The sequence below is a fragment of the Micromonospora sp. NPDC023956 genome (assembly GCF_040639195.1).
Lineage (GTDB): Bacteria > Actinomycetota > Actinomycetes > Mycobacteriales > Micromonosporaceae > Micromonospora.
This window is the reverse complement of record NZ_JBEZZN010000012.1, coordinates 23,901-47,059: the sequence shown is the minus strand read 5'-3', so window position 1 is coordinate 47,059 and position 23,159 is coordinate 23,901. Positions and strand designations below refer to the sequence as shown.

Below are 23,159 nucleotides of genomic sequence, written 5' to 3'. Positions count from 1 at the left end.
TTCCTTCTCGGCCACGGGGCCGGGGTGTTCGCCGGTCACGCTCACTGGTGGCCCTCGCGCAGCCAACGGGCGGCCCGCGCGGCCCGGGCCCGTACGTCGTCGAGGTCGTCACCGAGCACCGTGACGTGCCCGATCTTGCGACCGGGCCGGACCTGCTTGCCGTAGAGGTGCACCTTCGCTCCGGGCTCGGCGGCGAAGAGGTGGTGCAGCCGCTCGTCGATCCCGATGCCACCGGGCTCGCCACCGAGCACGTTCGCCATCACCACGACCGGCGCGGTGAGCGAGGTGTCCCCCATCGGGTAGTCGAGAACCGCCCGCAGGTGCTGCTCGAACTGCGAGGTCCGGGCCCCCTCGATGGTCCAGTGCCCGGAGTTGTGCGGCCGCATGGCCAGCTCGTTGACGACCAGCCCGCTCGGGGTCTCGAAGAGTTCCACGGCGAGCAGACCGACCACGCCGAGCGCGGTGGCCAGGTCGATGGCGAGCTGCCCGGCGGTGACCGCCAACTCCTCCGGCAGGTCGGGCGCGGGAGCCAGCACCTCGACGCAGATGCCGTCCCGCTGCACCGTCTCGACCACGGGGTAGACGGCGACCTGGCCGAACGGCGAGCGGGCCACCTGCACGGCCAGCTCGCGACGCAGCCGGACCCGTTCCTCGACGATCAGCGGGGTGCCGCTGTCGAGCAGCCTGCCGACCAGCTCGGTGGCCTCGGCCGGCCCGTCGACCAGCCAGACGCCGCGACCGTCGTAGCCGCCCCGGGCCGCCTTGAGGACCACCGGCCAGCCGGTCCGCGTACCGAAGTCGACCAGGTCGGCCGGGGCGGTGACCGGCTGCCAGGCGGGCACCGGCGCGCCGAGCGCGGTGAGCCGCTCCCGCATGACCTGCTTGTCCTGGGCGTGGACCAGCGCGTCGGCCGGCGGGTAGAGCTTCACCCCCTCGGCGGCCAGGGTGCGGATGTGCGCGGTCGGCACGTGCTCGTGGTCGAAGGTGACCACGTCGCAGTCCTTCGCGAAGGTGCGCAGCGCCGCCAGATCGGTGTGGTCCCCGTACTGCACGTCGGCGGCGACCAGCGCCGCGCCGTCGTCGGGACTGAGGGCCAGCACACGCAGTGACTGGCCGAGGGCGATCGCGGCCTGGTGGGTCATCCGGGCCAGTTGGCCACCGCCCACCATGCCGACAACGGGGAGACCGGTACGGGAGTCCATAGCGGCGCCCAGCCTATCCGGGCCGCCCGGGGTGCCGGCAGTCGCCGCCGCACCCGGGTCCGCCGGGGTCCCCCGCTCCGCAGCGAGCGGGGACAGGGAACCCCGGCCACCACCCCGGCCGGGCAGCCCGGACTCAGGTCAGTTGGCGGACGAGGTCGTCGACGGTGGTCACCGGACGTTGGCAGACGAAGCCCCGGCAGACGTACGCGGTGGGGTGGCCGTCGACCATCGGCCGGTCGGCGAGCAGCGGCACCCCGGGCTGGTCCGGTCGGCCGGCGACGAGCACCGCGCCGGGCGGGGCGTGCCGGTACGCGGCGGCGACCAGCGGGTCCCCGGCCGGGTCGTCGGTGACCACGGCGATCTCGTACGGCCCGGAGAGCAGCGCCTCGCCGACGGCTGCCGCGTACCCGGTGAACCGGGCGTGCCGGCCGACCAGCGGGGCGACCGTGGCCAGTGCGGCCTCGGCGGCCTCGCGGTGGCGGGTCGACCCGGTCAACGCGGCGTAGTCGACCAGCGCCGCGATGATCGCCGACCGGCCGGAGGGGGTGGCGTTGTCGGTCGGGTCGGCGGGTCGGGTGACCAGTTGCTCGGCGTCGTCGGCGGTGTCGTAGAAGCCGCCGCCGGGCGCGGCGAACCGGTCCAGCGCGGTGTCCAGCACCTGCCCGGCCAGCGCCAGCCAGCGTCCCTCCCCGGTGAGCTGGTGCATCGCGCAGAACGCCTCGGCCACGCAGCCGTAGTCCTCCAGCACGCCGGCCGGTTGGCCGACCACGCCGTCGCGGGAGACCCGGCGGAGCCGGCCGTCGACGAGGTGCACGCCGGCGAGGTGCTCGGCCGCGTCCCGCATCGCGCCGTCGGCGACGATGCTGACCCCCTCCAGCAGGTTGTCCCCGCCGGTGCCCCGGGTCTCGACCAGGCGGACGAACTCCGCGATCGCGGTGATCGCCAGGCCGTTCCAGGCGGCCACCACCTTGTCGTCGCGGGCCGGCTGGGGCCGGGTGTCCCGGGCGGCGAGCAGCCGGCGGGCGACGTCCTGCCACCGGGCGTGTACCGCCGGGTCGGCGTCGTCGACGTCCCGGGCCAGCCGCAGCACGCTCGTGCCGTTCTCGTAGGTGCCGGACGGGGTGACCCCGAACAGGTCGGCGGCGAACCGGCCGTCGTCCTCGCCGAGCACCTCGACGAGCTGGGCCGGCGTCCAGACGTAGGTGAGTCCCTCGACGCCGTCGGTGTCCGCGTCGAGGGCGGAGGCGAAGCCCTCGCCGGGCCGGTGCAGCTCGTCGGCGAGGAACCGGGCGACGTCGCGGGCCACCCGGGCGGCGAGCGGGTCGTCGGTGAGTCGCCAGAGCTGGGTGTACGCCCGCAGCAGCAGGGCGTTGTCGTAGAGCATCTTCTCGAAGTGCGGCACGGTCCAGTGCCCGTCCACCGAGTACCGGGCGAACCCGCCGGCGAGCTGGTCGTGCAGGCCGCCCCGGGCCATCGCCTCGCAGGTGTGCCGGGCGATCTCCAGCGACTGCCGGGAGCCGGTGCGCCGGTGGTGGCGGAGCAGGAAGAGCAGGTTCATGTGCGGCGGGAACTTCGGCGCACCGCCGAAACCGCCGTTCGTCGCGTCGTACTCCTCGGCGAGCTGGGCGGCGGCGGTGTCGAGCAGGTCGGCGGTGAGCGGGGTGGTGGGGCCGCCGACGGCCTGTGCACCGCCGATCGCCTCGACCACCGCGGCCCCCTGCCGGAGCACGGCGTCGCGCTGCTCCCGCCAGGCGGTGCCGACCGACTCCAGCAGCCGGAGGAAGTTGGGCCGGGGGAAGTAGGTGCCGCAGAAGAACGGGGTGCCGTCCGGCGTGGTGAAGACGGTCATCGGCCAACCGCCCTGCCCGGTCATCGCCTGGGTGGCGGTCATGTAGACCGCGTCGACGTCCGGGCGTTCCTCCCGGTCCACCTTGACCGCCACGAAGCCCTCGTTGACCAGCCGGCCGACGGTCTCGTCCGCGAAGGACTCGTGGGCCATGACGTGACACCAGTGGCAGGCCGAGTAGCCGACCGAGACGAGCACCGGCACGTCGCGCCGTTTCGCCTCGGCGAACGCCTCGTCGCACCAGGGCCACCAGTCGACCGGGTTGTCGGCGTGCTGGAGGAGGTACGGACTGGTGGCTTCGGCGAGTCGGTTCACCGCACGACCATAACCAGCCACCGGTACGGCGACACCGGGGTCCTGCGAGGACCGCCGGGGTCGACTAATCGTCGCATTGACATTAAGTAGCCGGGAGCGTACCGTCTACTTATCGTCACACTAACGTAAATTGGCTTGGCCACGCGGTCACACCGCCGCGCGCGGCCCCTCCTTTCCGGACCATCCCTCGGGCCGACGCGGCCCACGACTGTCCCCCGGACGGACGCCATGACGAATCCCGCACCGACCGGCGCGGCCCCGACCCCGCCGGTTCCGCCCACCGCCCCGGTTCCGCCCACCGCTGCCTTGCCGCCGGCCGCCTCCAGCGCCACCCGGCACCTCTGCGCCGGCGCGTACCTCGACGAGGAGTTCCACCGCGCCAGCCTCAACGAGGTCTACCACCAGACGGACCGCCTCGTCGCCCCGTCGTACGGCTTCGACCTGGTCGCCGTACTCGGACACTGCCTGCGGGCCCGCCGGCTCGCCACGGTCCGGGATGCGGTGATCGTCGGCGGCCTGGTCGTCGCCGCCTGCGCGGCCCCCCTCGCGATGGCTGCCGTCTTCGCCGTTCTGATCACCCTCTACCTGGTCTCCTCGACCTGGCGGCTGATCCAGGACACCGCGCGGGAACTGCGCAGGGGCCGCTCCGCCAGCGCCGGGCTCATCTTCGGCCGGGCGGTGCTCGTGCTGTTCCGCTTCGTCGGGGCGAGCCTGGTCTTCGTCCTGTTGTCCGGGCTCCTGGCGGTGGTCGCCGCCGTGGGCGCGACGGTGGGCGGGGAGGCGGTCGGCAGCGATCCCACCCACCTGCTCAGCCTCGGCATGAATCCGGGCCTGCTGCTGATGCTGGTGCTCCTGGTCCTCGCGCCGCCGGTCGCGGCGGGCCTGGTCCGGCAGAGCCGGCTGGAGGAGTTCACCCCCGGCCGGATACCCAGCCCACCGAGCCGCTCCGCCCGGTTCGACGAGATCCGGCGGCAGGAGAGCGGCAACACCGTCGCCTTCTCCGGTTACCGGCCCTTCGTCGGCTCCGGCTTCCTCTGGAAGAACTGGGGATTCGCCCAGCGGTTGGTACGGGCCGCCGGCCCCCTCGCCAGCCTGGCGCCCGAGGGGGACCGGGAGTTCACCAGCGCTCCCTTCACCGCCGGGGAACTGGTCGACCACCTGCGGGGCGAACTCACCGCACTGACCACCGAACCGGAGGCCGAGCGGCACATTCCCGGGCTCACCGTCGACGACCGGATCTTCCTCGCCGGTACCGAGGTGCCGAACCTGGCCGCTTTCACCGAGCCGGGGCCGGTGGCCGACATCATCCGTCATCCCACCGCGCCGGCCCGGCACTACCTGGTCTGCCAGGTGGTCTCCTGGCGCGGTGAACTGGTCACCACGGTCTACGTGCACGTCGCGGTCCAGGGCAAGTCGCTCTACGTCGAGTTCACCTCGACCGCGTTGCCCCCCTGCGACGAGCGGTTCCGGGTGGTGGACCAGGTCGACGGGACGGGGTTCGCGGCCTACCTGCGGGCCGGGTTCCAGGGACTGCTCGACGCCCCGCTGACCATCGGCCGCGCCCCGTTCAACCTGCTCCGGGCCGGCTTCGACGCCCTGCTGAACTCGTCGTCGGTGACCTCCGCCCGGCCGTCCCGCCCGGGGTACGACCACGGCGCGAAGGTGGGCGTGCGGGAGCTGGGCATGGCTCCCGACACCCGTAACCACGTCCAGACCCAGGAGATCGACAAGTACCAGCGGATCGTCGAGCGTCGTCTGCTCGCCGCCGTGCTCGACTTCCTGGAGAGCCGTGGGGTGGACACCGGTGAGTACCGGCAACGGGCGATGACCGTACTCAACGCGGGTGCGGTGGTCACCGGCGGCAGCCTCACCGTGCACGGCGACATCACCAGCACCCAGACCAACACCGGCGGGGACAGCGGGGGTGGGCAGTGAGTGGACCGGGGCCGCACAACACCGGAATGGTGGTCAGCGGCGGTTCCGTCACCGTCGGCGGCAGCGTCAACGCCGTCCAGCACAACGGGGGCGAGAGCCCGCAGGCCGGGCCGACGCGTCCCGAGGCGTCGGAGGGTCGGACCGACCGGTCGGCGGACGTCGGCATCCTGACCGTCCTGCGCGAGGAGACGACGGCGGTCGTCGAGGTCCTGCGCCGGGCCGTCGACCACCGGGTCGAGCAGGTGTACGGGGGCGCCGCCGTGCACCGGGCCACCTTCGGAGCCGAGGGAGGGCCGGTCCGGGTGGTGGCCACTCAGGCCCTGGAGCCCGGAACGCACTCCGCCGCGCTGGCCTACCAGCAACTGCGTCGCCGCTTCGCGCCCCCACTCGTCCTGCTGGTCGGCATCGCCGGTGGGGTCCGCCCGGACCTGCCGGTGGGCGACGTGGTCCTCGCCGACGAGGTGATCTGGTACGACAGCCGCCGGGAGACCGAGGACGGCCCCCGCCGCCGGGGCCGGACCCAGGCCACGGCACCGGTGCTGCGGCACCGGATCAGCGATTTCCTGGTCCGGCACGGCACCGTGGTCGACCCGGAGCCGGACCGGCGGTTCCACATCCACCGGGGGCCGATCGGCTCCGGCAACGCGGTGGTGACCGACGCCGGCTCGGACATCCGGGTCTGGCTGCGTCAGACACACGAGAAGACCCTGGCGGTGGAGACCGAGGCGGGCGGGGTCGCCCAGGCCTTCTACGAGGAGATCGCCGACGACCGGGCGCTGCACGGCTGGATGACGATCCGGGGCATCTCCGACCGGGCCGACCGGTACAAGGGACACCGGGATCACGAGCTGGCCTCCCGGCACGCCGCGCTGGTCATGGAACGACTCCTGCCGTACCTGCGTCTGGTGGAGGACGACCGGTGACCCGCGCCGACGTCCCACGCCAGAGCGAGAACGCTCCCCCCGCACGCCGGCGGCCCCTCCTGCGCAGGCTCACCAACCGGGATCTGGAGGCGTACCTCGTATCGGGGGCGGCGTTGGTCGTCGGCGCGCTCGGCCTGTTCAACGTCACCAGTCCCGAGGTGGTCGCCGCCGCCACCCTGGCCGTCCTCGGCGTGATCACCTTCGACCTGCTCACCGGTCGCCGGCACCTGCGGCGCGTCGAGTCGACCCTGCGCTCGGTGGCGGGCAACCTGCGCACCGAAGGGGTCGACTCGGCGGACCGGCTCCTGCGCCCCGCCCTGCCCGGCACGGCGACGGGGATGGCCGGTGCCCGGGACGTCCGGCTGGTGGGGGTGACCCTCAGCCGGACGGTCCGCAACCACCTGGACGAGTTGCGGCAGCAGTTGGCGGCGGGCGCGACGGTGCGGGTGGCGCTCATCGACCCGGACAGCACGGCGCCCGGGGAGGCCGCCCGCCGCAACGGCCTGGACGCCGCCGGTGGCGGCGAGGTCTTCGAGCACCGGATCCAGCCCACCATCGACCTGCTGGACTACCTGGCCGCCCAGACGGCCGGCTCCGGGCGACTGGAGGTCCGGCTGCTCGACTTCGTGCCCGCCTTCGGCATGGCCATGGTCGACCCGGAGGACCCCGCCGGGCGGATCTCGATCGACATCTACTCGCACCACCCGGACGGACGCGAGGCGACGATCACCCTGCGTGCCGACCGCGAACCGGTCTGGTATCGACACTTCGCCCGGGAGTTCGACCGGATCTGGGCCAGCGGTCGCGTCCGGGATGACCGCCGCGCCGCCTGATCGGGATGGTCGCGGTGGGTCCCGGCGCGGCCGATACCCTTCCGGTGTGCCCAACCAGCCGACCGTCTTCCGCATCGCCATCGACCTGGCGATCCTCACGATCCGTGACGGCCGGTTGGCGGTCCTGCTGATCGAGCGGGGCAAGCCGCCGTTCGAGGGACGCGCCGCGCTGCCGGGCGGGTTCGTCCGGGCCGGCGAGGACCTGGACGACACGGCGGTACGCGAACTGTCCGAGGAGACCGGACTGGAGGGACGCACCCTCCACCTGGAGCAGGTCCGCACGTACGCCACGCCGGGGCGGGACCCGCGTGGCCCGGTCGCCTCGGTCGCCTACCTCGCCATCGCCCCGGACCTGCCGGTGCCGGTCGCGGGCACCGACGCGGCGCGGGCCCGTTGGGAGCCGGTCGACCACGACCGGCTGGGTCACGGCTGGCTCGCCTTCGACCACGACACCATCCTGCGGGACGCCCTCGAACGGGCTCGGGCCAAACTGGAGTACTCCCCGCTCGCCACCGCCTTCTGCGGCGAGACGTTCACCATCGGCGAGTTGCGCGCCGTCTACGAGGCCGTCTGGCAGGTCCGCCTCGACCCGCGCAACTTCCACCGGAAGGTCACCGGGGTGAGCGGCTTCGTGGCACCGACCGGGGGCCGCCGGAACCCGCCCACCGGCCGTCCGGCGGCGCTGTACCGGCGGGGCGACGCGACCATGCTCCACCCGGCGATGCTCCGCCCGGGTGCCGGGCGCCAGTAGCACCGTCGACAACCGGGCCGGCGGGGCTTCCCCGGAACGAATTCATCGACTTTCATCAGTGCATGCCCGGCGGTTGTCGCCGGCCTTCCCACCCGGAGGCACGCATGCGCGGATCCCGTCCCCGTTCGCTGCTCACCTCGGCCGCCCTGGTCACGGCCCTGCTCGTCACCGGCTCCCCGGCCCCCGCCACCGCTGCCGGCCCGACCACCCGGATCTCGGCCAGCACCACGGTCGGCACGCACAACGCCTACGAGCGCGGCACGTACGCCTACCTCGCCCAGGCGCTCGACGCCCGGCCCGGCATGATCGAGCTGGACGTCTGGCCGGACATCATCACGAAGCAGTGGCGGGTCAGCCACTCCAACCCGCTCGGCAACGACAACAACTGCGTCGCCGCGACCAGTGCCGACCAGCTCTACACCGGCACCCGGAACCGGAACCTCGAGCACTGCCTGGACAACATCCGGCTCTGGTTCGCCGCCCATCCGGACGCCGGCCCGCTGCGCCTCAAGCTGGAACTGAAGACCGGCTTCAGCGCCCGGACCGGGCAGGGGCCGACCCAGCTCGACGCGGTGCTGGCCGCCCGGCTGGGCAACCGGGTCTACCGCCCGGCGGAACTGCGCGGCGGACACGCCACCCTGGACGCCGCCGCCCGCGCCGACGCCTGGCCGACGCGGCAGCAACTCGCCGGCCGGGTGATCGTCCACCTGATTCCCGGCACGGTCGAGCAGGGCAACCCGACCGACAGCCTCTGGACCGACGTCGAGTACGCCCGCCACCTGCACACGTCGGCCGCCGCCGGCACGCTGGCCAGCGCCCAGGCGTTCCCCGCCGTGCACAAGGCCCAGGCCGGCGATCCCCGCACCCGGTACGCCGACACCACCCTGCGCCCCTGGTTCGTCGTCTTCGACGGGGACGCCACCACGTACGTCACCGGCGGGATCGACACCGCCTGGTACGGCCGCAACCACTACCTGCTGGTGATGACCGACGCGCAGAACGTCCCGCCCGCCGTGGGCGGCACCGACCCGGCCGCCGCCCGCGCCCGCGTCGCCGAACTGGCCGCCGCACACGCCAGCGTCGCCTCCGCCGACTGGGCCGCCATCCCCGAGGTCGTCGACGACGTCCTCGACCGGGGCTGAACCGGGTGCCGCAGAACGATCGTGGTCGGGTCAGCTCTGCGGCACACCGCAGCCACGCCCGCCGGCACGACGACGAGGGGCCGGGAGCAGCGTCGACTCCCCGCCGCTCAGGACGCGCCGTCGGCGCGGAGCGGGAGGACGTTCGCGGGGGCCGAGTCGAGCAGTGAACCGAGCACCGTGGAGATCTTGTCGGCGGGCATCGGCTTGAAGAAGTGGTAGCCCTGGGCGGCGGTGCAGCCCAGCTCGGCCAGGGCGATCCGCTGCTCGGCGGTCTCCACCCCCTCGGCCACCACCCGCAGCCCCAACTCGTGGGCGAGCCCGACGGTGGTCCGGACGATCGCCGCCGCCTCCGGCGAGTCGGCCATCCGGATCACGAAGGAGCGGTCCACCTTCACCTCGTCGACCGGCACCCGGGTCAGGAAGGTCAGCGAGGAGAAGCCGGTGCCGAAGTCGTCCACCGCGATCTGCACGCCCGTCGCGCGGAGCGCGCCGAGGACCTCGTCGACCACCTCCAGCTCGCTCATCACCACGGTTTCGGTGATCTCCAGCACGAGCCGGCGCGGCGGGACGTCGTGCCGACGCAGCGCCTCGGCGATCTCGGCGGGCAGGCGGGGGTCGAGCAGGCTGCGCGCCGAGATGTTCACCGAGATCGGCACGTCCAGGCCGTCCCGGGCCCAACCGGCGGCGATGGCGAGGGCCTTGTCCAGCACGTATCGGGTGAAGGCGCCGAGCTGTTCGCTGTGCTCGACCGGGCCGATGAAGTCGGCGGGGGTGAGCAGGCCCCGGCGCGGGTGCAGCCAGCGGACCAGCGCCTCCACCCCGGTCGGCGCGCCGGTGGCCAGGTCGACCGCCGGTTGCAGGGCGAGCTGGAGCTGGTCGTCGACGGCCAGCGCCTCCCGCAGTTCGGCCAGCAGGGTCAGCTGGTCGGTGCTGGCCTCGTCCCGGGAACTGTCGTACGGGGCGACGCTCCCGCCGCCCTTCTTCGCCTGGTACATCGCGATGTCCGCCCGGCGCAGCAGCTCGGCCAGGTCGGCGGTACCGGCGCCGGCCACCACCACCCCGACCGACACCTCGGTCGACATCCGTACCCCGGCCACCTCGGTCGGCGCGGCGAGCCGCTCCACGATCTCCCGGGCCCGGCGCAGCGCGGACGCCATCGGGGCGCTGCCGTGGTCGACCACCGGAAGGGCGGTCGTCAGCAGCGCGAACTCGTCGCCACCGAGGCGACCGAGCAGGTCACCGGGGCGGACCAGGGCACCGAGCCGGTTCGCGGTCAGTTGCAGCAGGTGGTCGCCGGCACCGTGCCCGAGCGTGTCGTTGACCTCCTTGAAGTGGTTGACGTCGAGCAGCAGCAACGCCACCGGGTGCCCGTGCGCGAGCTGGCGCAGCGCCTCGTCCCCCCGGGAGAGCAGGGCGCTCCGGTTGGCCAGCCCGGTGAGCGGGTCGTGCACCGCGTCGTACGACGACCGCGCGGTGACCCGGCGCAGCTCCCGATGGGTCGCCGCGTCGTGCAGCGCGGCGGCCAGGGCGTCGGCGAAGGCGGTGAAGGCGTCCTGTTCGGAGTCGCTCGGTCCGGTCGAGCCGGCGAAGCGGATCCGCAACTCGCCGACGCGGGTCGCGCCGACGGCGAGGGTACGGACCAGCTCGTGCCCGACGGTCGGCACGGGCTCCGGCGGGTCGCACTCCCGCTCGGTCACCTGGCCCCCGGCATCCCCCCGGTACCGCCACCACCGGCCGTCGCGCCGGGCCACGTGGACGTCGACCCGCGCGGCCCGGAAGAGGGTGAGCGCACCGGTGACTGCGGCACTGGCCGCGCCGCGCTCGTCGAGCTGGTTGAGGGTCCCGGTGGTTTCGGCGAACGTCCGCCAGGTGCGCCGTTCCTCCTCGGCGCGCAGCCGGTGGCGGTAGGTCTGCTGGAGCAGCCAGCACGGCGGCGGCAGGAGCAGCAGCCAGCGCGGATCGAGGCGGATCAGCGCGATCACCAGCAGTCCGACCACGACGTTGCCGACGAACATCAGCAGCTTGCCGCGGAGCGCCGCGAGCAGCGGCGGCGCGACGGTGGCACCGTGCCGCAGGGCGAGCGCCAGGCCGCCGAGCACGGCACTGGCCAGCAGGTAGGTGGCCGCGCCGGCGAGCAGGGCGAGGGCGAGGGCCGGGGTGGGCGGGGCCAGGAACGGCTGCCCGAGGGCGGCGGTGACCACCACGGCGGTGGCGGTGGCGGTGGTGACCGTGGCGACTATCCGCACCAGTTCCACCAGGGAACGCCGGTCGGTCAGCAGCGACAGCAGCCCCCAGGTGAGCGCCGTGCCGACCAGCGCGGCGGCCGGGAGCCAGCCGGCCGGGGCCAGGTAGAGGGAGACGATCAGGGCGGCCTCGCCCCAGGTGATGCTGACCATCCCGGCGGCGGCGCGGAACCGGAGCCGGGCCAGCTGGGCGATGCCGAAGACCGCGACGGCGATCCCGAACCGGGCCAACGGGGGCAGCGGGTCGTCCGGGGAGAGCCGGTCGGGGACGGCGAACCCGGCCCCGGCGGCGCTCAGTGCGACCAGCAGGAGGACCCCGACGAGCAGGCGGACCCGGGTCGGGGTTTCCCGGAGACCGAGCCGGTCCGGCGCCCGGCGCCCCGGATCGGAGCTCACGGTGCCCCTCCGTCCGGCCGTTGTCCGGCCGGTCGGCGGGCCGCCGGTGCGGTCCTGGTCACTGGCGCCCCCTTCCGCGCGCGCACGGCTCGGGGGCTGATGGTCCCCCGGCGGAAGGCTAAGCCAAACCGGGGGACCGCAACAGGGGGCGACGCCCCGGTTCGACCCGGATCATGCCCTCAAGAACGGCTTGCGGTGCTGCTGGCACCCGTACCGAGCGTTCGTCGGGTTTCTACGGTGACGTCGGCCGATCTGTCGGATCAACGACTGCCCGCTCGGTGCCGGTGGTCTCCGTCGACGGCTCCTGGCCCGGGAAACGGTCCGGCAGGCGGCGCAGCCGGGCGTTCATGTTGCGGATCAGCAGCACGGTGGCGGTGCCGAGAACCAGGATGAGGAACAGGCCCATCGGGCCGGCGAGACCACCGGTACGGGTGTCCCCGAAGTTGTTCTGGGCGAGCACCTGCACGGCGGTCAGCATGGGTTCCCTCCGGTCTGCGGACTACGACCAGCGTAGACCCACGTCCGCTCACCTGGCATGGGCCCTCTCCCGGACCCCGGCGAAGAGGTCGGACTCCGGCAGCGCGCTGTCGACCAGCGAACGGGCCAGGATGAAGTCCTCGGTCGGCCAGGCGCGCCGTTGCAGGTCCATCGGCACGTGGAACCAGAAGCCGTCCGGGTCGACCTGGGTGGCGTGCGCCCGCAGCGCGTCGTCGCGGACCGGGAAGTAGTCCGCGCACTCCACCCGGGTGGTCACCCGGGGGCCCTTGTCCTCCCGGTCCTCCCAGCGCTCCAGCCACTGTGCGTACGGCGACTCCAGGCCGGCCTCGACCATCGCCTCGTGCAGGGCGGTCACCTTGCTCTTGGAGAAGCCCATGTCGTAGTAGAGCTTCAACGGCTGCCACGGGTCGCCGAGGTCCGGATAGCGCTCCGGGTCGCCGGCCGCCTCGAAGGCCGCCATGCTGATCCGGTGACACATGATGTGGTCGGGGTGCGGGTACCCGCCGTCCTCGTCGTACGTGGTCACCACGTGCGGCCTGAACTCCCGCATCAGCCGGACCAGCGCGCCGGCCGCCACCTCGACGTCCTGGAGGGCGAAGCACCCCTCCGGCAACGGCGGCAGCGGGTCGCCCTCGGGCAGCCCCGAGTCGACGAAGCCGAGCCAGGCCTGTTCGACCCCGAGGATCGCCCGGGCGGCGTCCATCTCGGCCCGCCGGACCTCGCCGATGTTGGCCCAGATCTCCGGCCGGTCCAGCTTCGGGTTCAACACACTGCCGCGTTCCCCGCCGGTACACGTCACGATCAGTACGTCCACCCCCTCGGCGACGTACTTGGCCGTGGTCGCGGCGCCCTTGCTCGACTCGTCGTCGGGATGGGCGTGGACGGCCATGAGACGCAGTTGCTCTGCCAAAGCCGCACTCCTCGTCTGTGCCCGGCCCCGGACCCCACGGGCCGGGCGGGTGAGCTGCCGATATCTCCATCAGCCCCGGTGAACCGGCTGCCGACCTGTCAGCATGGGCGCTGACCTGCCAACATCGCAGCGTGAACGGGCTGAGAGGATGGACCAGGCCCATTCTTCCCGAAGCCAGTGACGACGACGCCAGGAGATACCCGCCGGTGACCGAGACGCACGCCACAACTACACCGGGTGCACCGGTATTCCCACCCGGCCGGTACGGTCGGCGCCGGGTTCCGGGCCGGCGCCGACCGTGGCTGACCGGAGCCCTGCTGGCCGTCGTGCTCGCCGCCTCCGGACTGGTCACGTTCCGCCTCTACCAGCAGTACGGCGACCCGACCTACGACGCCCAGGTGGTCACCTACACCGACATCACCGACCGGCAGGTGGTGGTGGAGTTCCAGGTCACCGTGCCGCCCGGTGGGTCGGCGACCTGCCTGCTGCGGGCCCGCGACGTCGACGGCGCGGAGGTGTCCCGCGAGGAGGTGACGGTGACCGCCCCGGGCGACGAACGGAGCATCACCGCCCGGCACCGGCTGGCCACCTCGGCCCGGCCCTTCATCGGCGAGGTCGTCCGCTGCTGGGCACCAGCCTGAACTGCGGAAACACTGCCACGCAACGACATCGACCGGTCACCCGGGGTATTCATCGCTTCGGAGCCGGGTGCGGCACTGGTAACTTGGTAGTTCACCTGTCAGCCAGCCCGCACAACCAAGGAGAACGCCTGTGTCCACCACTGGCAACAAGGCGCCCGCCACCTGGCTGTCCCAGGACGCGCACGACCGCCTGAAGGCCGAGCTCGACGAGCTGATCGCCAACCGCCCGGCGATGGCTGCGGAGATCAACGCCCGGCGCGAGGAGGGCGACCTGCGGGAGAACGGTGGCTACCACGCCGCCCGCGAGGAGCAGGGCAAGCAGGAGGGGCGCATCCGCTACCTCCAGGAGTTCCTGCGCACCGCCCAGGTCGGTGAGGCACCCAGCGCCGACGTGGTGACACCCGGCATGGTCGTGACGATCTACTTCGACGACGACGCCGACGACAGCGAGACGTTCCTGCTCGGCTCGCGGGAGATCGCGTCCACCACCGAGCTGACCGTCTACAGCCCGGAGTCGGCCCTCGGGCAGGCCATCCTGGGCGCGCGTTCCGGACAGGCCGTCACCTACACCGCGCCCAGCGGCGCGGACATCAAGGTGACCGTCGTGTCCTTCGATCCCTTCACCGGCTGACCCCGGGGGTCCGGCCATCCGGACCAACGCCCTTTTCCCACGTCCCTGCGCCGGGACGGGTGCCCCGTGCAGCCACCCGTCCCGGCGTTCGGCGTGCCCGGACGACGCGTCACGCCTCCGAGGCCGCGAAGACCTGGTAGCCGTTGGCGCGGAGCGCGCCGATCAGCCTGTCGGAGTGCTCGGCGCCCCGGGTCTCCACCGAGAGCGCCACCTCCACCTCGCCCAGCCGCAGGTGCGGGTGGACCCGTTGGTGCACCACGTCCACCACGTTGGCGCGGTGCTCGGCGATCTCGCCGAGCAGCGAGGCGAGCTGCCCGGGGCGGTCCACGCACCGGACGGTGATCCGCAGGAATCGGCCGGCCGCGGCGAGACCGCGCTCGATCACCCGCAGCATCAGCAGCGGGTCGATGTTGCCACCGGAGAGCACTGCCACCGTCGGCGAGCCCACCTCGACCGCACCGGCGAGCAGCGCCGCCACCCCGACCGCGCCGGCCGGCTCCACCACCTGCTTGTTCCGCTCCAGCAGCATCAGCAGCGCCCGGGAGATGTCCTCCTCGCCCACCGTGACCACCTCGTCGACGAGCGTGTGCACGTGGGTGAAGGTGAGGTCACCGGGACGGCCGACCGCGATGCCGTCGGCGATGGTGCTGAACGCCGGTAGGCGTACCGGCTGCCCGGCCGCCAGCGAGGGCGGGAAGGCCGCCGCCCCGGCCGCCTGCACCCCGATCACCCGTACGTCCGGGCGGAGCGCCCGGACCACCACGGCGATCCCGGAGACCAGCCCGCCCCCACCGACCCCGGTGACGATGGTCCGCACCTCCGGGCACTGTTCCAGGATCTCCAGCGCCACCGTGCCCTGCCCGGCGATCACGTCCGGGTGGTCGAAGGGGTGGATGAACACCGCCCCGGTCTGCTCGGCGAAGGTCTGCGCCGCCACCAGGGACTCGTCCACGGTCGCCCCGACGAGCTGCACCTGCGCGCCGTACCCCTTGGTGGCCGCCACCTTGGGCAGCGGCGCGTTCACCGGCATGAAGACCGTGGCGGTGGTGCCGAGCAGGCCGGCGGCGAGTGCCACCCCCTGCGCGTGGTTGCCGGCGCTGGCCGCGACCACACCCCGGTCCCGCTCCGCCGGGCTCAGCCGGGCGATCCGCACGTACGCGCCGCGCACCTTGTACGAACCGGCGCGTTGCAGATGCTCGCACTTGAGCCAGATGGGTTTACCGAGCGCGGCGGTGAGTGGGCGGGAGGGCTCCAGCGGGGTGGCCCGGGTGACCCCGGCCAGCAGTTCCCGCGCTGCCTGGACGTCGGCAAGGCCGACCAGCTCCGTCATGCCCTGATGGTGCCACCTGCCCCTGGTGGGGGCATCGGGGGCGGCGGGGTCGTGCCGGGGGCCACCGGGTACGGCACCAGCGTCCCGGGAACCATCGGCGCGGCCGGGCGTCCCCGCCCGATCCGGGCCTGCTGGGCGGCCGAGACCCGCCGGATCACCACGATCAGGGTGGCTCCGGCGACGACACAGGCCACCATCGGCACGATGCTCCGGTTCAGTGCCGCCGAGTACTGGTCGGCGTAGTCGAGGAACTCCCGCCGGATGGTCGGGTACGCCGACAGCCGCTCGAACTCCCGCTCCGAGGCCCGCTCCGTCCACCGCTCGGAGACCAGGAAGACCAGCCAGGCCGCCCACCAGACGCCGACCAGCCGGGCGGTGCCCGGACGCCACACGCTTGCCCGGGTGACGTCGGCGACCACCCGGTACGGCACGACGAGGTTGACCAGCGGCACCAGCCAACCGCCGATCGCCCAGCCCGCGCCGAGGCCGGGCGCCGAGCCGGGGAACGCGTCCAGGTTCGCCCGTACCCGGTAGGTCCAGACGATGACCAGCACCACGGCGGTCAGGTAGGCGAGCAGGTAGGGAATGTTCGCGGCCAACTCGACGAACCCGGCGACCAGCAGCGTGTCCTGGTCCTCGGTGCGGGCGGCCCGCTCGGCCAGTACGCGGCCGACCAGCGCGGTGAGGGACGCCAGCAGATAGCACACGGTGGTGGCGGCGACCGCCACCGAGGCGGCCAGACCGACCCCGTGTACCGACCGGGTCGGCACCCCGGGGTTCACCGCCGGGGCGCCGACCGGCGTACCGCAGGTCGGGCAGTCACTCAGCCGAGGCGAGGTCTCGCCGTCGCAGGTCGCGCATCGCATGGCCGACCGTCCTCGCGTGCAGTGTGTCGGGGCCGGACCACACTAGACGATCATGCGGGGGCGGGCGATCCGGTGCCGACGCGCGGGTACCCGGGGGCGTGCCGCGCCCAGGGGGCCTGCATCTCGAACTGACCGGCGACGCCGAGCAGCAGCAGCTCCGAGCCGGGCGGGCCGACCAGTTGCACCGCCACCGGCAGCCCGTCGGGACGCCGTCCCACCGGTACCACCAACGCCGGCAGACCGGCGATGTTCCACGGTGCGGCGTACGGGGCGTACCGGATGCTGGTGCTCATGTTCGACCGCCAGGACCGGCCCGACCAGCTCTGCGCCGCCGGCGGCGCGCTGGCCAGCGCCGGGGTGAGCAGCAGGTCGACCGAGTGGTCGGTGAAGAAGCCGACCGACCGTTCGCGCCAGGCGTCCCGGTCGGCCTGGCGGACGTAGCCCCGGCGCTGCGCCCACTCCCCCAGGGCGACGTGCCGCCGGCTGCGCCGCTGGAGGTGCCGACGCTCCAGGCCACCGGCCCGGACGTCGACGGCGGCCGCGGCGAACCAGGTCGCGATGCCCTTGAGGCCGAGCGCGGCCGGATACACCGGGTCGGCCGGCACGGCGTCGTGCCCGGCGGCGGCGAGCAGCCGGCCGGCGGCGGCGACCGCGTCCCGGTTGGGCTGGTCGGCGGCGATGCCGCGCACCGGCGAGCGCAACGAGACGCCCACCCGCAGCCGCTGCGGTGGCACCAGCTTCTCCTGGGGACGGCCGGCGAGCACCTGGAAGCCCACCGCCGCGTCCGCGACCGTGGTCGTCAGCATGCCGTGCTCGGCCAGCCCGAACCAGTCCTCCGCGCCGAGCTGCCAGGGCACCACGCCCCGGCCGGGCTTGAGCCCGACCAGGCCGCAGCAGGCCGCCGGGATGCGGATCGACCCGAGGCCGTCGTTGGCGTGCGCGATCGGCACCAGCCCGGCGGCCACCGCCGCGGCGGCGCCCCCGGACGAGCCGCCCGGGGTACGGCCCGGATCCCACGGGTTGCGGGTGACCGCCGTCTCGTCGTCGGTCACCGCCCAGAGCCCGAGTTCCGGCATCCGGGTGACGCCCAGGATGACCGCGCCCGCGCCGCGCAGCCGGCGGACCACCTCGTGGTCCTCCTCGGCCACCGGGGTACGCACGGCGGCCGAGCCGCGCCAGGTCGGCAGGCCGGCGACCGGGGTGTTCTCCTTCACCGCGACCGGCACCCCGGCCAACGGGAGGTTGGCCAGGTCCTCCTGCTCGTCGACCTTCTCCGCCTCGGTGATCGCTTCCCCGCCGCGTACCGTCCGGAACGCGGCGAGGTCGGCGTCGGCCCGGGCGATGTGGTCGAGGTGGTCGGCCACCACCTGAGTCGCCGAGACGTCACCCCGGCGTACGCCCCGGGCGATCTGCTTCGCGGTCCCCCCGACCCAGGTCGGCATGATGTCCTGCACGGCCACCCTCCCCAGCCAGCGGTCAGCCCAGCGCCTGCTCCAGATCGGCGAGCAGGTCGTCGACCGTCTCGATGCCGACAGACAGTCGCACGAGATCGCCGGGAACTTCAAGCGGCGAGCCGGCGGCACTTACGTGTGTCATCCGGCCCGGGTGCTCGATCAGGGATTCCACCCCGCCGAGGGACTCGGCGAGCACGAAGAGCCGGGCCCGGTTGCAGATCTCCACCGCGTGCTCCTCGCCGCCGCTGGCCCGGAAGGAGATCATCCCGCCGAACCGGCGCATCTGCTTGGCGGCCACCTCGTGACCCGGGTGGGACGGCAGGCCGGGGTAGATCACCTCGGCCACCTTGGCGTGCCCGTCCAGGTAGGCGGCGATCCGCTCGGCGTTGTCGCAGTGCCGGTCCATCCGGACCCCGAGGGTCTTGATGCCGCGCAGGGTCAGCCAGGCGTCGAACGGACCGTTGATCGCGCCCATCGCGTTCTGGTGGTAGCGGAGCTGCTCGCCGAGTTCCCGGTCGGCGGTGACGAGGGCGCCACCGACCACGTCGGAGTGACCGCCGACGTACTTCGTGGTCGAGTGGACCACCACGTCCGCGCCGTGCGCGATCGGCTGCTGGAGGTACGGCGAGGCGAAGGTGTTGTCCACCACCAGCAGCGCCCCGGCGTCGTGGGCGACGGCGGCGAGGGCGGCGATATCGGCGATGCCGAGCAGCGGGTTGGTCGGCGTCTCCACCCAGACGATCCTCGTGCTGCCCGGACGGATGGCGGCCCGCACCGCGTCCGGGTCGGAGACCCTCGCCGGGGTGTAGTCCAGCCCCCAGCGCTCCGCGACCCGGGCGAAGAGCCGGTAGGTGCCGCCGTACGCGTCGTCCGGGATGACCACGTGGTCACCCGGCTTGCAGACGGCGCGCAGCAGGGTGTCCTCGGCGGCCAGGCCGCTGGCGAAGGCGAGGCCGACCGGACCGCCCTCGAGCGCGGCGAGGCACTCCTGGAGGGCGTCCCGGGTCGGGTTGCCGGAACGGCTGTACTCGTAACCCAGCCGGGGCGCGCCGACGGCGTCCTGGGCGTAGGTGCTGGTCTGGTAGATCGGTGGGATCACCGCGCCGGTGCGGGCCTCCGGGTCCTGGCCGGCGTGGATCGCGAGCGTCTCGAAACCGTGGTTCATTCCCGAGAGGCTAGTGCCCCGGGCCGTTCCGCCGAGCGGGAAGCACGCCGTCCCGGTCCGCGCCGGGACGCCCCGGCCCGGAACCGGCGGCTGTCCGGCCCGGCCACGGCCGCCGGTCCGGGGCACTAACCTGCCCGGATGAGCGGGTGCGTGTTCTGCGGCATCGTGGCCGGTGCGGTGCCGGCGTTCCGGGTGGCCGACGAGGCGGACGGGGTGGCGTTCCTGGACACCCGCCCGGTGTTCCGGGGGCACGTCCTGGTGGTGCCCCGGACCCACCTGGTGACCCTGGCCGACCTGCCGCCGGAGTCGCTCGCCGGCTACTTCGGGCTGGTCCGCCGGATCGCCGTGGCGGTCGAGGCGGGGCTGGCCGCGGGCGGCACCTTCGTGGCGATGAACAACCGGGTCTCCCAGTCGGTGCCGCACCTGCACACCCACGTGGTGCCCCGGACGAAGGGGGACGGGCTGCGCGGGTTCTTCTGGCCACGGACCCGCTACGCCGACGACGCCGAGGCGCGCTCGTACGCCGACCGGGTCGCCGCCGCCCTCTGACCTCCCGCACGGTGGGCGAGCGCCCCGCGTCGAGTCGGTCCGGGCCGTCAGGAGGCAGGTGCCGCCCGATCCGGACCCGGGCGGGGGGTGAGCGCGTAACGGGTGATCCAGAGACCGGGGACGGGCTCCTCGTCACCGAGTGCGATGAAGCCGGACGACTCGTACAGGGCCCGCGCCGGCCGGTTGGCCCGGCCGGTGGCGACGAGCACCCGACGGTCGCCGCCGCGGGCCAGTACCGCGTCGACCAGTGCCCGGCCGACGCCGCGCCGGTGGGCGGCCGGGTCGACGACGAGCCGGTCGATGTCGAGCATCGTCGCGTCCTCGGTCCAGGCCACCGCTCCGACCAGCCGGCCAGCGGGTTCCCGGGGTCGACCGGGCTCGTGGATCCGGGCGGGCGCCGCGTCCGGCGGCCCGGCGGGTTCCCGCCCGGCGCCGAAGGCACCGAGCCAGTGCAGCGGCGCGGCCCGCAGGTCGGCGAGGGTCTCCCGGAGCGCGGGGATGCGGTCGTCACCGATCAGCGCCGCCTCCACCGCGTACGCGGCCCGCTGCACCCGCAGCACCTGCTCCGCGACCGTCCCGTCCGTGCCCGGTGTCATGTCCCTGATGTCCATCGCAGGACATCGTGGCAGCAACGGGCCCCGGGTGGGGCGTCACCACCACGATCGACGCGGATCGGCCCTCCGGGCTCCCGACAGCGGACCGTGGAGGTCTGATCATCGGGCGGACGGGTAAGGACGCAGGGCCCGCCGGCGTTGCAGGATAGACAGATACGAGAGGAGTCACCGTGTTCCTGCGCCGCATGAAGGCCGAAATGATCACGCCCGACCAGGCCCTGCCCGGCCGACCGATCGCGATACCGGTCGGCGACCGCCACGAGGTGCTCGGCACCCCGCTGAAGGGTCCGTTCCCGGAGGGCACGCAGGTGGCCGTCTTCGGGATGGGCTGTTTCTGGGGCGCGGAGCGGCTGTTCTGGGGCCTCCCCGGCGTGTTCACCACCTCCGTCGGATACGCGGGCGGCTACACCCGGAACCCGACGTACGAGGAGGTCTGCTCGGGACGTACCGGGCACGCCGAGGTGGTCGAGGTGGTCTACGACCCGTCGACGATCGCCTACGAGGACCTGCTCAAGGTCTTCTGGGAGAACCACGACCCAACCCAGGGCATGCGCCAGGGCAACGACGTCGGCACCCAGTACCGGTCCACCATCTACACCACCACCGACGAGCAGCTCGCCGCCGCCCAGGCCGCCCGGGACGCGTTCGCCCCGATCGTGGCCCGCGCCGGACGGGGCGAGATCACCACGGAGATCGGCAAGCTCGGTGACTACTACTTCGCCGAGGACTACCACCAGCAGTACCTCGCCCCGACCAAGAACCCGAACGGCTACTGCAACCACGGCCCGAACGGGATGAGCTGTCCGGTCGGCGTAGCCCGCACCGGCGGCTGAGCCCGAGGGGCCCGTCGGGACGTACGGGAGGGTCCGGCGCGGCGCGGCGCACCTGCTCGCCGCGCCGGTGTCCGGGCCCGCCCCGGCACCCCGGCAGCCGGTGCGAGCAGGCCGGATGCTGGGAGGTTCCTCACAACGAACCGCACTCGCAAAAGGGTCACACCGCGCCTGACGGACCCAGAAGCCCCGGTGATCCACTCCGACTCGCGGAAGGTTGGGCATTGTAGCAACCCATCACCCCGGTAGCTATCAGCTCAACAGGCGAAGCGCACCGTCCTCTGGCAGCATTATTCGGCATGTGCGGACTGGCTGGGGAGTTCCGTCGGGACGGCTCGCGCGCCGACGTCGCGGCGGTGGAGCGGATGGCGGCGACCATGCACGACCGGGGCCCCGACGACAGCGGGGTCTGGTCGCAGGGACCGGTCGCCCTGGGACACCGGCGTCTGAAGATCATCGACCTCTCGGCCGCGAGCGGGCAGCCGCTGGTCGACCCGGCCGCCGGGCTGACCGGCGTCTTCAACGGCTGCGTCTACAACTATCGCGAGCTGCGCGCCGAACTCCAGGCGAAGGGGCACTCCTTCTTCTCCTCGGGCGACACCGAGGTGGTCCTCAAGGCGTACGCCGAGTGGGGTGACGACTTCGTCGACCACCTGGTCGGGATGTTCGCCGTGGCGATCACCGAGCGCGCCACCGGACGCCTCGTGCTGGCCCGGGACCGGCTCGGCATCAAGCCGCTCTACCTGGCCGAGAGCCCCGACCGGGTGCGGTTCGCCAGCACCCTGCCCGCCCTGCTGGCCGGGGGCGGCATCGACACCGCGGTCGACCCGGTCGCGCTCGCGCACTACCTGAGCTTCCACAGCATCGTGCCGCCGCCCCGGACCATCCTGCGCGGCGTGGCCAAGCTGCCCCCGGCCACCGTCCGGGTGTACGAGCCGGACGGCCGGGTCACCGAGCGGGTCTACTGGGACCCGGCGTTCACCCGCCACCCGGACCGGGCCGACTGGTCCGAGCGGGACTGGCAGGACGCCCTGCGGGAGTCGCTCACCACCGCCGTCCGGCGACGCATGGTCGCCGACGTGCCGGTGGGCGTGCTCCTCTCCGGCGGCCTGGACTCCAGCCTGGTGGTGGCGCTCCTCGCCGAACAGGGCCAGCGCGGCCTGGCCACCTTCTCCATCGGCTTCGAGGCGGTGGGCGGACGCGAGGGCGACGAGTTCCGCTACTCCGACCTGGTGGCGAAGACCTTCGACACCGACCACCACCAGATCCGGGTCGCCACCGGCGACCTCGTCCCGCCGCTGGAGGCGGCCGTGGCAGCGATGAGCGAGCCGATGGTCAGCCACGACTGCGTGGCGTTCTACCTGCTCAGCGAGACGGTCGCCCGACACGTCAAGGTGGTGCAGTCCGGGCAGGGCGCGGACGAGATCCTCGGCGGCTACCACTGGTACCCGCCGCTGGCCGGGGTCGACCGGGCCGGAGCCGTCGACACGTACGCGAAGGCGTTCTTCGACCGGGACGCGGCCGGGCTGGCCCGGGTGCTCAACCCGGAGCGACTGGCCGACGGCGACCCGGCGCGGGAGTTCGTCGCCGCGCACCTCGGCCGGGCCGGCGCGCAGACCGCCGTCGACGCCGGTCTGCGGATCGACACCCAGATCATGCTCACCGACGACCCGGTGAAACGGGTCGACAACATGACGATGGCGCACGGCCTGGAGGCCCGCGTGCCCTTCCTCGACCACGAGTTCGTCGAGCTCGCCGCAGCCTGCCCGCCGGAGCTGAAGCTCGCCCAGGGCGGCAAGGGCGTGCTCAAGGAAATCGGCCGCCGGGTGCTGCCCTGGGAGGTCATCGACCGCCCGAAGGGCTACTTCCCGGTGCCCGGCCTCACCCACCTGGAGGGCAAGGTCCTCGACCGGGTCCGCGACGCGCTGCACGCCCCGGAGGCCCGCCGCCGCGACCTGTTCCGCGCCGACTACGTCGACGCCCTGCTCACCGATCCGAACGCCGAACTCACCCCGCTGAACGGAAACAAGCTGTGGCAGCTCGGACTCCTGGAAATGTGGCTCCAGAGCCACGGAATCGACTGAC

20 protein-coding genes are annotated in these 23,159 nt (G+C 73.4%); 10 read left to right on the top strand and 10 right to left on the bottom strand.

What is annotated here, in order from left to right; genetic code table 11:
- Positions 1 to 41: 41 nt before the first annotated feature.
- Entirely contained in the window at positions 42 to 1,202 is a 1,161-nt protein-coding gene (locus AB0F58_RS22110; RefSeq protein WP_357145921.1) for a 5-(carboxyamino)imidazole ribonucleotide synthase, read from the bottom strand.
- Between the two features lie 133 nt (positions 1,203 to 1,335).
- Entirely contained in the window at positions 1,336 to 3,363 is a 2,028-nt protein-coding gene (locus AB0F58_RS22105; protein ID WP_357145918.1) for a thioredoxin domain-containing protein, read from the bottom strand.
- A 228-nt stretch (positions 3,364 to 3,591) separates the two neighbouring features.
- Here AB0F58_RS22105 and AB0F58_RS22100 point away from each other — a divergent pair, with 228 nt between their 5' ends.
- The 5 genes from AB0F58_RS22100 to AB0F58_RS22080 all read left to right on the top strand — a co-directional run bounded on the left by AB0F58_RS22100 (position 3,592) and on the right by AB0F58_RS22080 (position 8,947).
- Positions 3,592 to 5,298 (top strand): hypothetical protein, encoded by a 1,707-nt coding sequence (locus AB0F58_RS22100; RefSeq protein WP_357145916.1) that lies wholly within the window; start codon positions 3,592 to 3,594, stop codon positions 5,296 to 5,298.
- Complete coding sequence (locus AB0F58_RS22095) at positions 5,295 to 6,221, top strand: 5'-methylthioadenosine/S-adenosylhomocysteine nucleosidase (RefSeq protein WP_357145913.1); 927 nt, start codon at positions 5,295 to 5,297, stop codon at positions 6,219 to 6,221. Before AB0F58_RS22100 ends, AB0F58_RS22095 begins: the two co-directional genes overlap by 4 nt.
- Entirely contained in the window at positions 6,218 to 7,054 is an 837-nt protein-coding gene (locus AB0F58_RS22090) for a hypothetical protein (RefSeq protein WP_357145910.1), read from the top strand. Before AB0F58_RS22095 ends, AB0F58_RS22090 begins: the two co-directional genes overlap by 4 nt.
- 46 nt (positions 7,055 to 7,100) lie before the next feature.
- Positions 7,101 to 7,805 (top strand): NUDIX domain-containing protein, encoded by a 705-nt coding sequence (locus AB0F58_RS22085; RefSeq protein WP_357145907.1) that lies wholly within the window; start codon positions 7,101 to 7,103, stop codon positions 7,803 to 7,805.
- A 104-nt stretch (positions 7,806 to 7,909) separates the two neighbouring features.
- Entirely contained in the window at positions 7,910 to 8,947 is a 1,038-nt protein-coding gene (locus AB0F58_RS22080; RefSeq protein ID WP_357145903.1) for a phosphatidylinositol-specific phospholipase C domain-containing protein, read from the top strand.
- A gap of 107 nt (positions 8,948 to 9,054) precedes the next feature.
- On the opposite strand, the gene AB0F58_RS22075 is transcribed toward AB0F58_RS22080, so the two are convergent.
- The 3 genes from AB0F58_RS22075 to mca form a co-directional block, all read right to left on the bottom strand.
- A complete protein-coding gene (locus AB0F58_RS22075; protein ID WP_357146315.1) occupies positions 9,055 to 11,499 on the bottom strand; it encodes an EAL domain-containing protein in 2,445 nt (814 codons plus the stop codon).
- Between the two features lie 319 nt (positions 11,500 to 11,818).
- On the bottom strand, positions 11,819 to 12,064 hold the full coding sequence (locus AB0F58_RS22070) for a hypothetical protein (RefSeq protein WP_357145901.1): 246 nt from the start codon (positions 12,062 to 12,064) through the stop codon (positions 11,819 to 11,821).
- Positions 12,065 to 12,112: 48 nt separating this feature from the next.
- Entirely contained in the window at positions 12,113 to 12,994 is an 882-nt protein-coding gene (gene mca / locus AB0F58_RS22065; protein ID WP_357145898.1) for a mycothiol conjugate amidase Mca, read from the bottom strand.
- A 206-nt stretch (positions 12,995 to 13,200) separates the two neighbouring features.
- On the opposite strand from mca, the gene AB0F58_RS22060 reads away from it, so the two are divergent.
- Together AB0F58_RS22060 and greA are read left to right on the top strand one after the other, a co-directional pair.
- On the top strand, positions 13,201 to 13,635 hold the full coding sequence (locus AB0F58_RS22060; protein WP_357145895.1) for a DUF4307 domain-containing protein: 435 nt from the start codon (positions 13,201 to 13,203) through the stop codon (positions 13,633 to 13,635).
- Positions 13,636 to 13,765: 130 nt separating this feature from the next.
- Positions 13,766 to 14,266: a transcription elongation factor GreA gene (gene greA, locus AB0F58_RS22055; protein ID WP_357145892.1), complete on the top strand. Its 501-nt coding sequence runs from the start codon at positions 13,766 to 13,768 to the stop codon at positions 14,264 to 14,266.
- A 109-nt stretch (positions 14,267 to 14,375) separates the two neighbouring features.
- On the opposite strand, the gene ilvA is transcribed toward greA, so the two are convergent.
- The 4 genes from ilvA to AB0F58_RS22035 are packed head-to-tail and all read right to left on the bottom strand — an operon-like array spanning position 14,376 to position 19,081.
- Positions 14,376 to 15,596 carry a threonine ammonia-lyase gene (gene ilvA, locus AB0F58_RS22050; protein ID WP_357145889.1) on the bottom strand — a complete coding sequence of 407 codons (1,221 nt, stop codon included), beginning with the start codon at positions 15,594 to 15,596 and terminating at the stop codon, positions 14,376 to 14,378.
- Positions 15,593 to 16,462, bottom strand: a complete 870-nt coding sequence (locus AB0F58_RS22045) for a DUF4328 domain-containing protein (RefSeq protein WP_357145885.1) — start codon at positions 16,460 to 16,462, stop codon at positions 15,593 to 15,595. Before AB0F58_RS22045 ends, ilvA begins: the two co-directional genes overlap by 4 nt.
- A gap of 50 nt (positions 16,463 to 16,512) precedes the next feature.
- Positions 16,513 to 17,922, bottom strand: a complete 1,410-nt coding sequence (locus AB0F58_RS22040) for an amidase family protein (RefSeq protein WP_357145883.1) — start codon at positions 17,920 to 17,922, stop codon at positions 16,513 to 16,515.
- Positions 17,923 to 17,938: 16 nt separating this feature from the next.
- A complete protein-coding gene (locus AB0F58_RS22035) occupies positions 17,939 to 19,081 on the bottom strand; it encodes a cystathionine gamma-synthase (RefSeq protein ID WP_357145880.1) in 1,143 nt (380 codons plus the stop codon).
- 138 nt (positions 19,082 to 19,219) lie between these two features.
- Here AB0F58_RS22035 and AB0F58_RS22030 point away from each other — a divergent pair, with 138 nt between their 5' ends.
- Positions 19,220 to 19,630, top strand: coding sequence for an HIT family protein (locus AB0F58_RS22030; protein WP_357145877.1), 411 nt, complete (start codon positions 19,220 to 19,222; stop codon positions 19,628 to 19,630).
- A 47-nt stretch (positions 19,631 to 19,677) separates the two neighbouring features.
- On the opposite strand, the gene AB0F58_RS22025 is transcribed toward AB0F58_RS22030, so the two are convergent.
- A complete protein-coding gene (locus tag AB0F58_RS22025; protein ID WP_357145875.1) occupies positions 19,678 to 20,241 on the bottom strand; it encodes a GNAT family N-acetyltransferase in 564 nt (187 codons plus the stop codon).
- Positions 20,242 to 20,414: 173 nt separating this feature from the next.
- On the opposite strand from AB0F58_RS22025, the gene msrA reads away from it, so the two are divergent.
- Together msrA and AB0F58_RS22015 are read left to right on the top strand one after the other, a co-directional pair.
- Complete coding sequence (msrA, locus tag AB0F58_RS22020; RefSeq protein ID WP_357145872.1) at positions 20,415 to 21,077, top strand: peptide-methionine (S)-S-oxide reductase MsrA; 663 nt, start codon at positions 20,415 to 20,417, stop codon at positions 21,075 to 21,077.
- A 296-nt stretch (positions 21,078 to 21,373) separates the two neighbouring features.
- A complete protein-coding gene (locus AB0F58_RS22015) occupies positions 21,374 to 23,158 on the top strand; it encodes an N-acetylglutaminylglutamine amidotransferase (protein ID WP_357145868.1) in 1,785 nt (594 codons plus the stop codon).
- The last annotated feature ends 1 nt before the right edge of the window (position 23,159 follow it).

Bases quoted from the DNA above. Each gene is read 5' to 3' on its own strand.
- AB0F58_RS22080 (WP_357145903.1), top strand. From the start codon at position 7,910: ATGCGCGGATCCCGTCCCCGTTCGCTGCTCACCTCGGCCGCCCTGGTC.
- AB0F58_RS22100 (WP_357145916.1), top strand. From the start codon at position 3,592: ATGACGAATCCCGCACCGACCGGCGCGGCCCCGACCCCGCCGGTTCCG.
- AB0F58_RS22025 (WP_357145875.1), bottom strand. From the start codon at position 20,241: ATGGACATCAGGGACATGACACCGGGCACGGACGGGACGGTCGCGGAG.
- AB0F58_RS22070 (WP_357145901.1), bottom strand. From the start codon at position 12,064: ATGCTGACCGCCGTGCAGGTGCTCGCCCAGAACAACTTCGGGGACACC.
- AB0F58_RS22030 (WP_357145877.1), top strand. From the start codon at position 19,220: ATGAGCGGGTGCGTGTTCTGCGGCATCGTGGCCGGTGCGGTGCCGGCG.
- AB0F58_RS22035 (WP_357145880.1), bottom strand. From the start codon at position 19,081: ATGAACCACGGTTTCGAGACGCTCGCGATCCACGCCGGCCAGGACCCG.
- AB0F58_RS22015 (WP_357145868.1), top strand. From the start codon at position 21,374: ATGTGCGGACTGGCTGGGGAGTTCCGTCGGGACGGCTCGCGCGCCGAC.
- AB0F58_RS22045 (WP_357145885.1), bottom strand. From the start codon at position 16,462: ATGCGATGCGCGACCTGCGACGGCGAGACCTCGCCTCGGCTGAGTGAC.
- ilvA (WP_357145889.1), bottom strand. From the start codon at position 15,596: ATGACGGAGCTGGTCGGCCTTGCCGACGTCCAGGCAGCGCGGGAACTG.
- AB0F58_RS22110 (WP_357145921.1), bottom strand. From the start codon at position 1,202: ATGGACTCCCGTACCGGTCTCCCCGTTGTCGGCATGGTGGGCGGTGGC.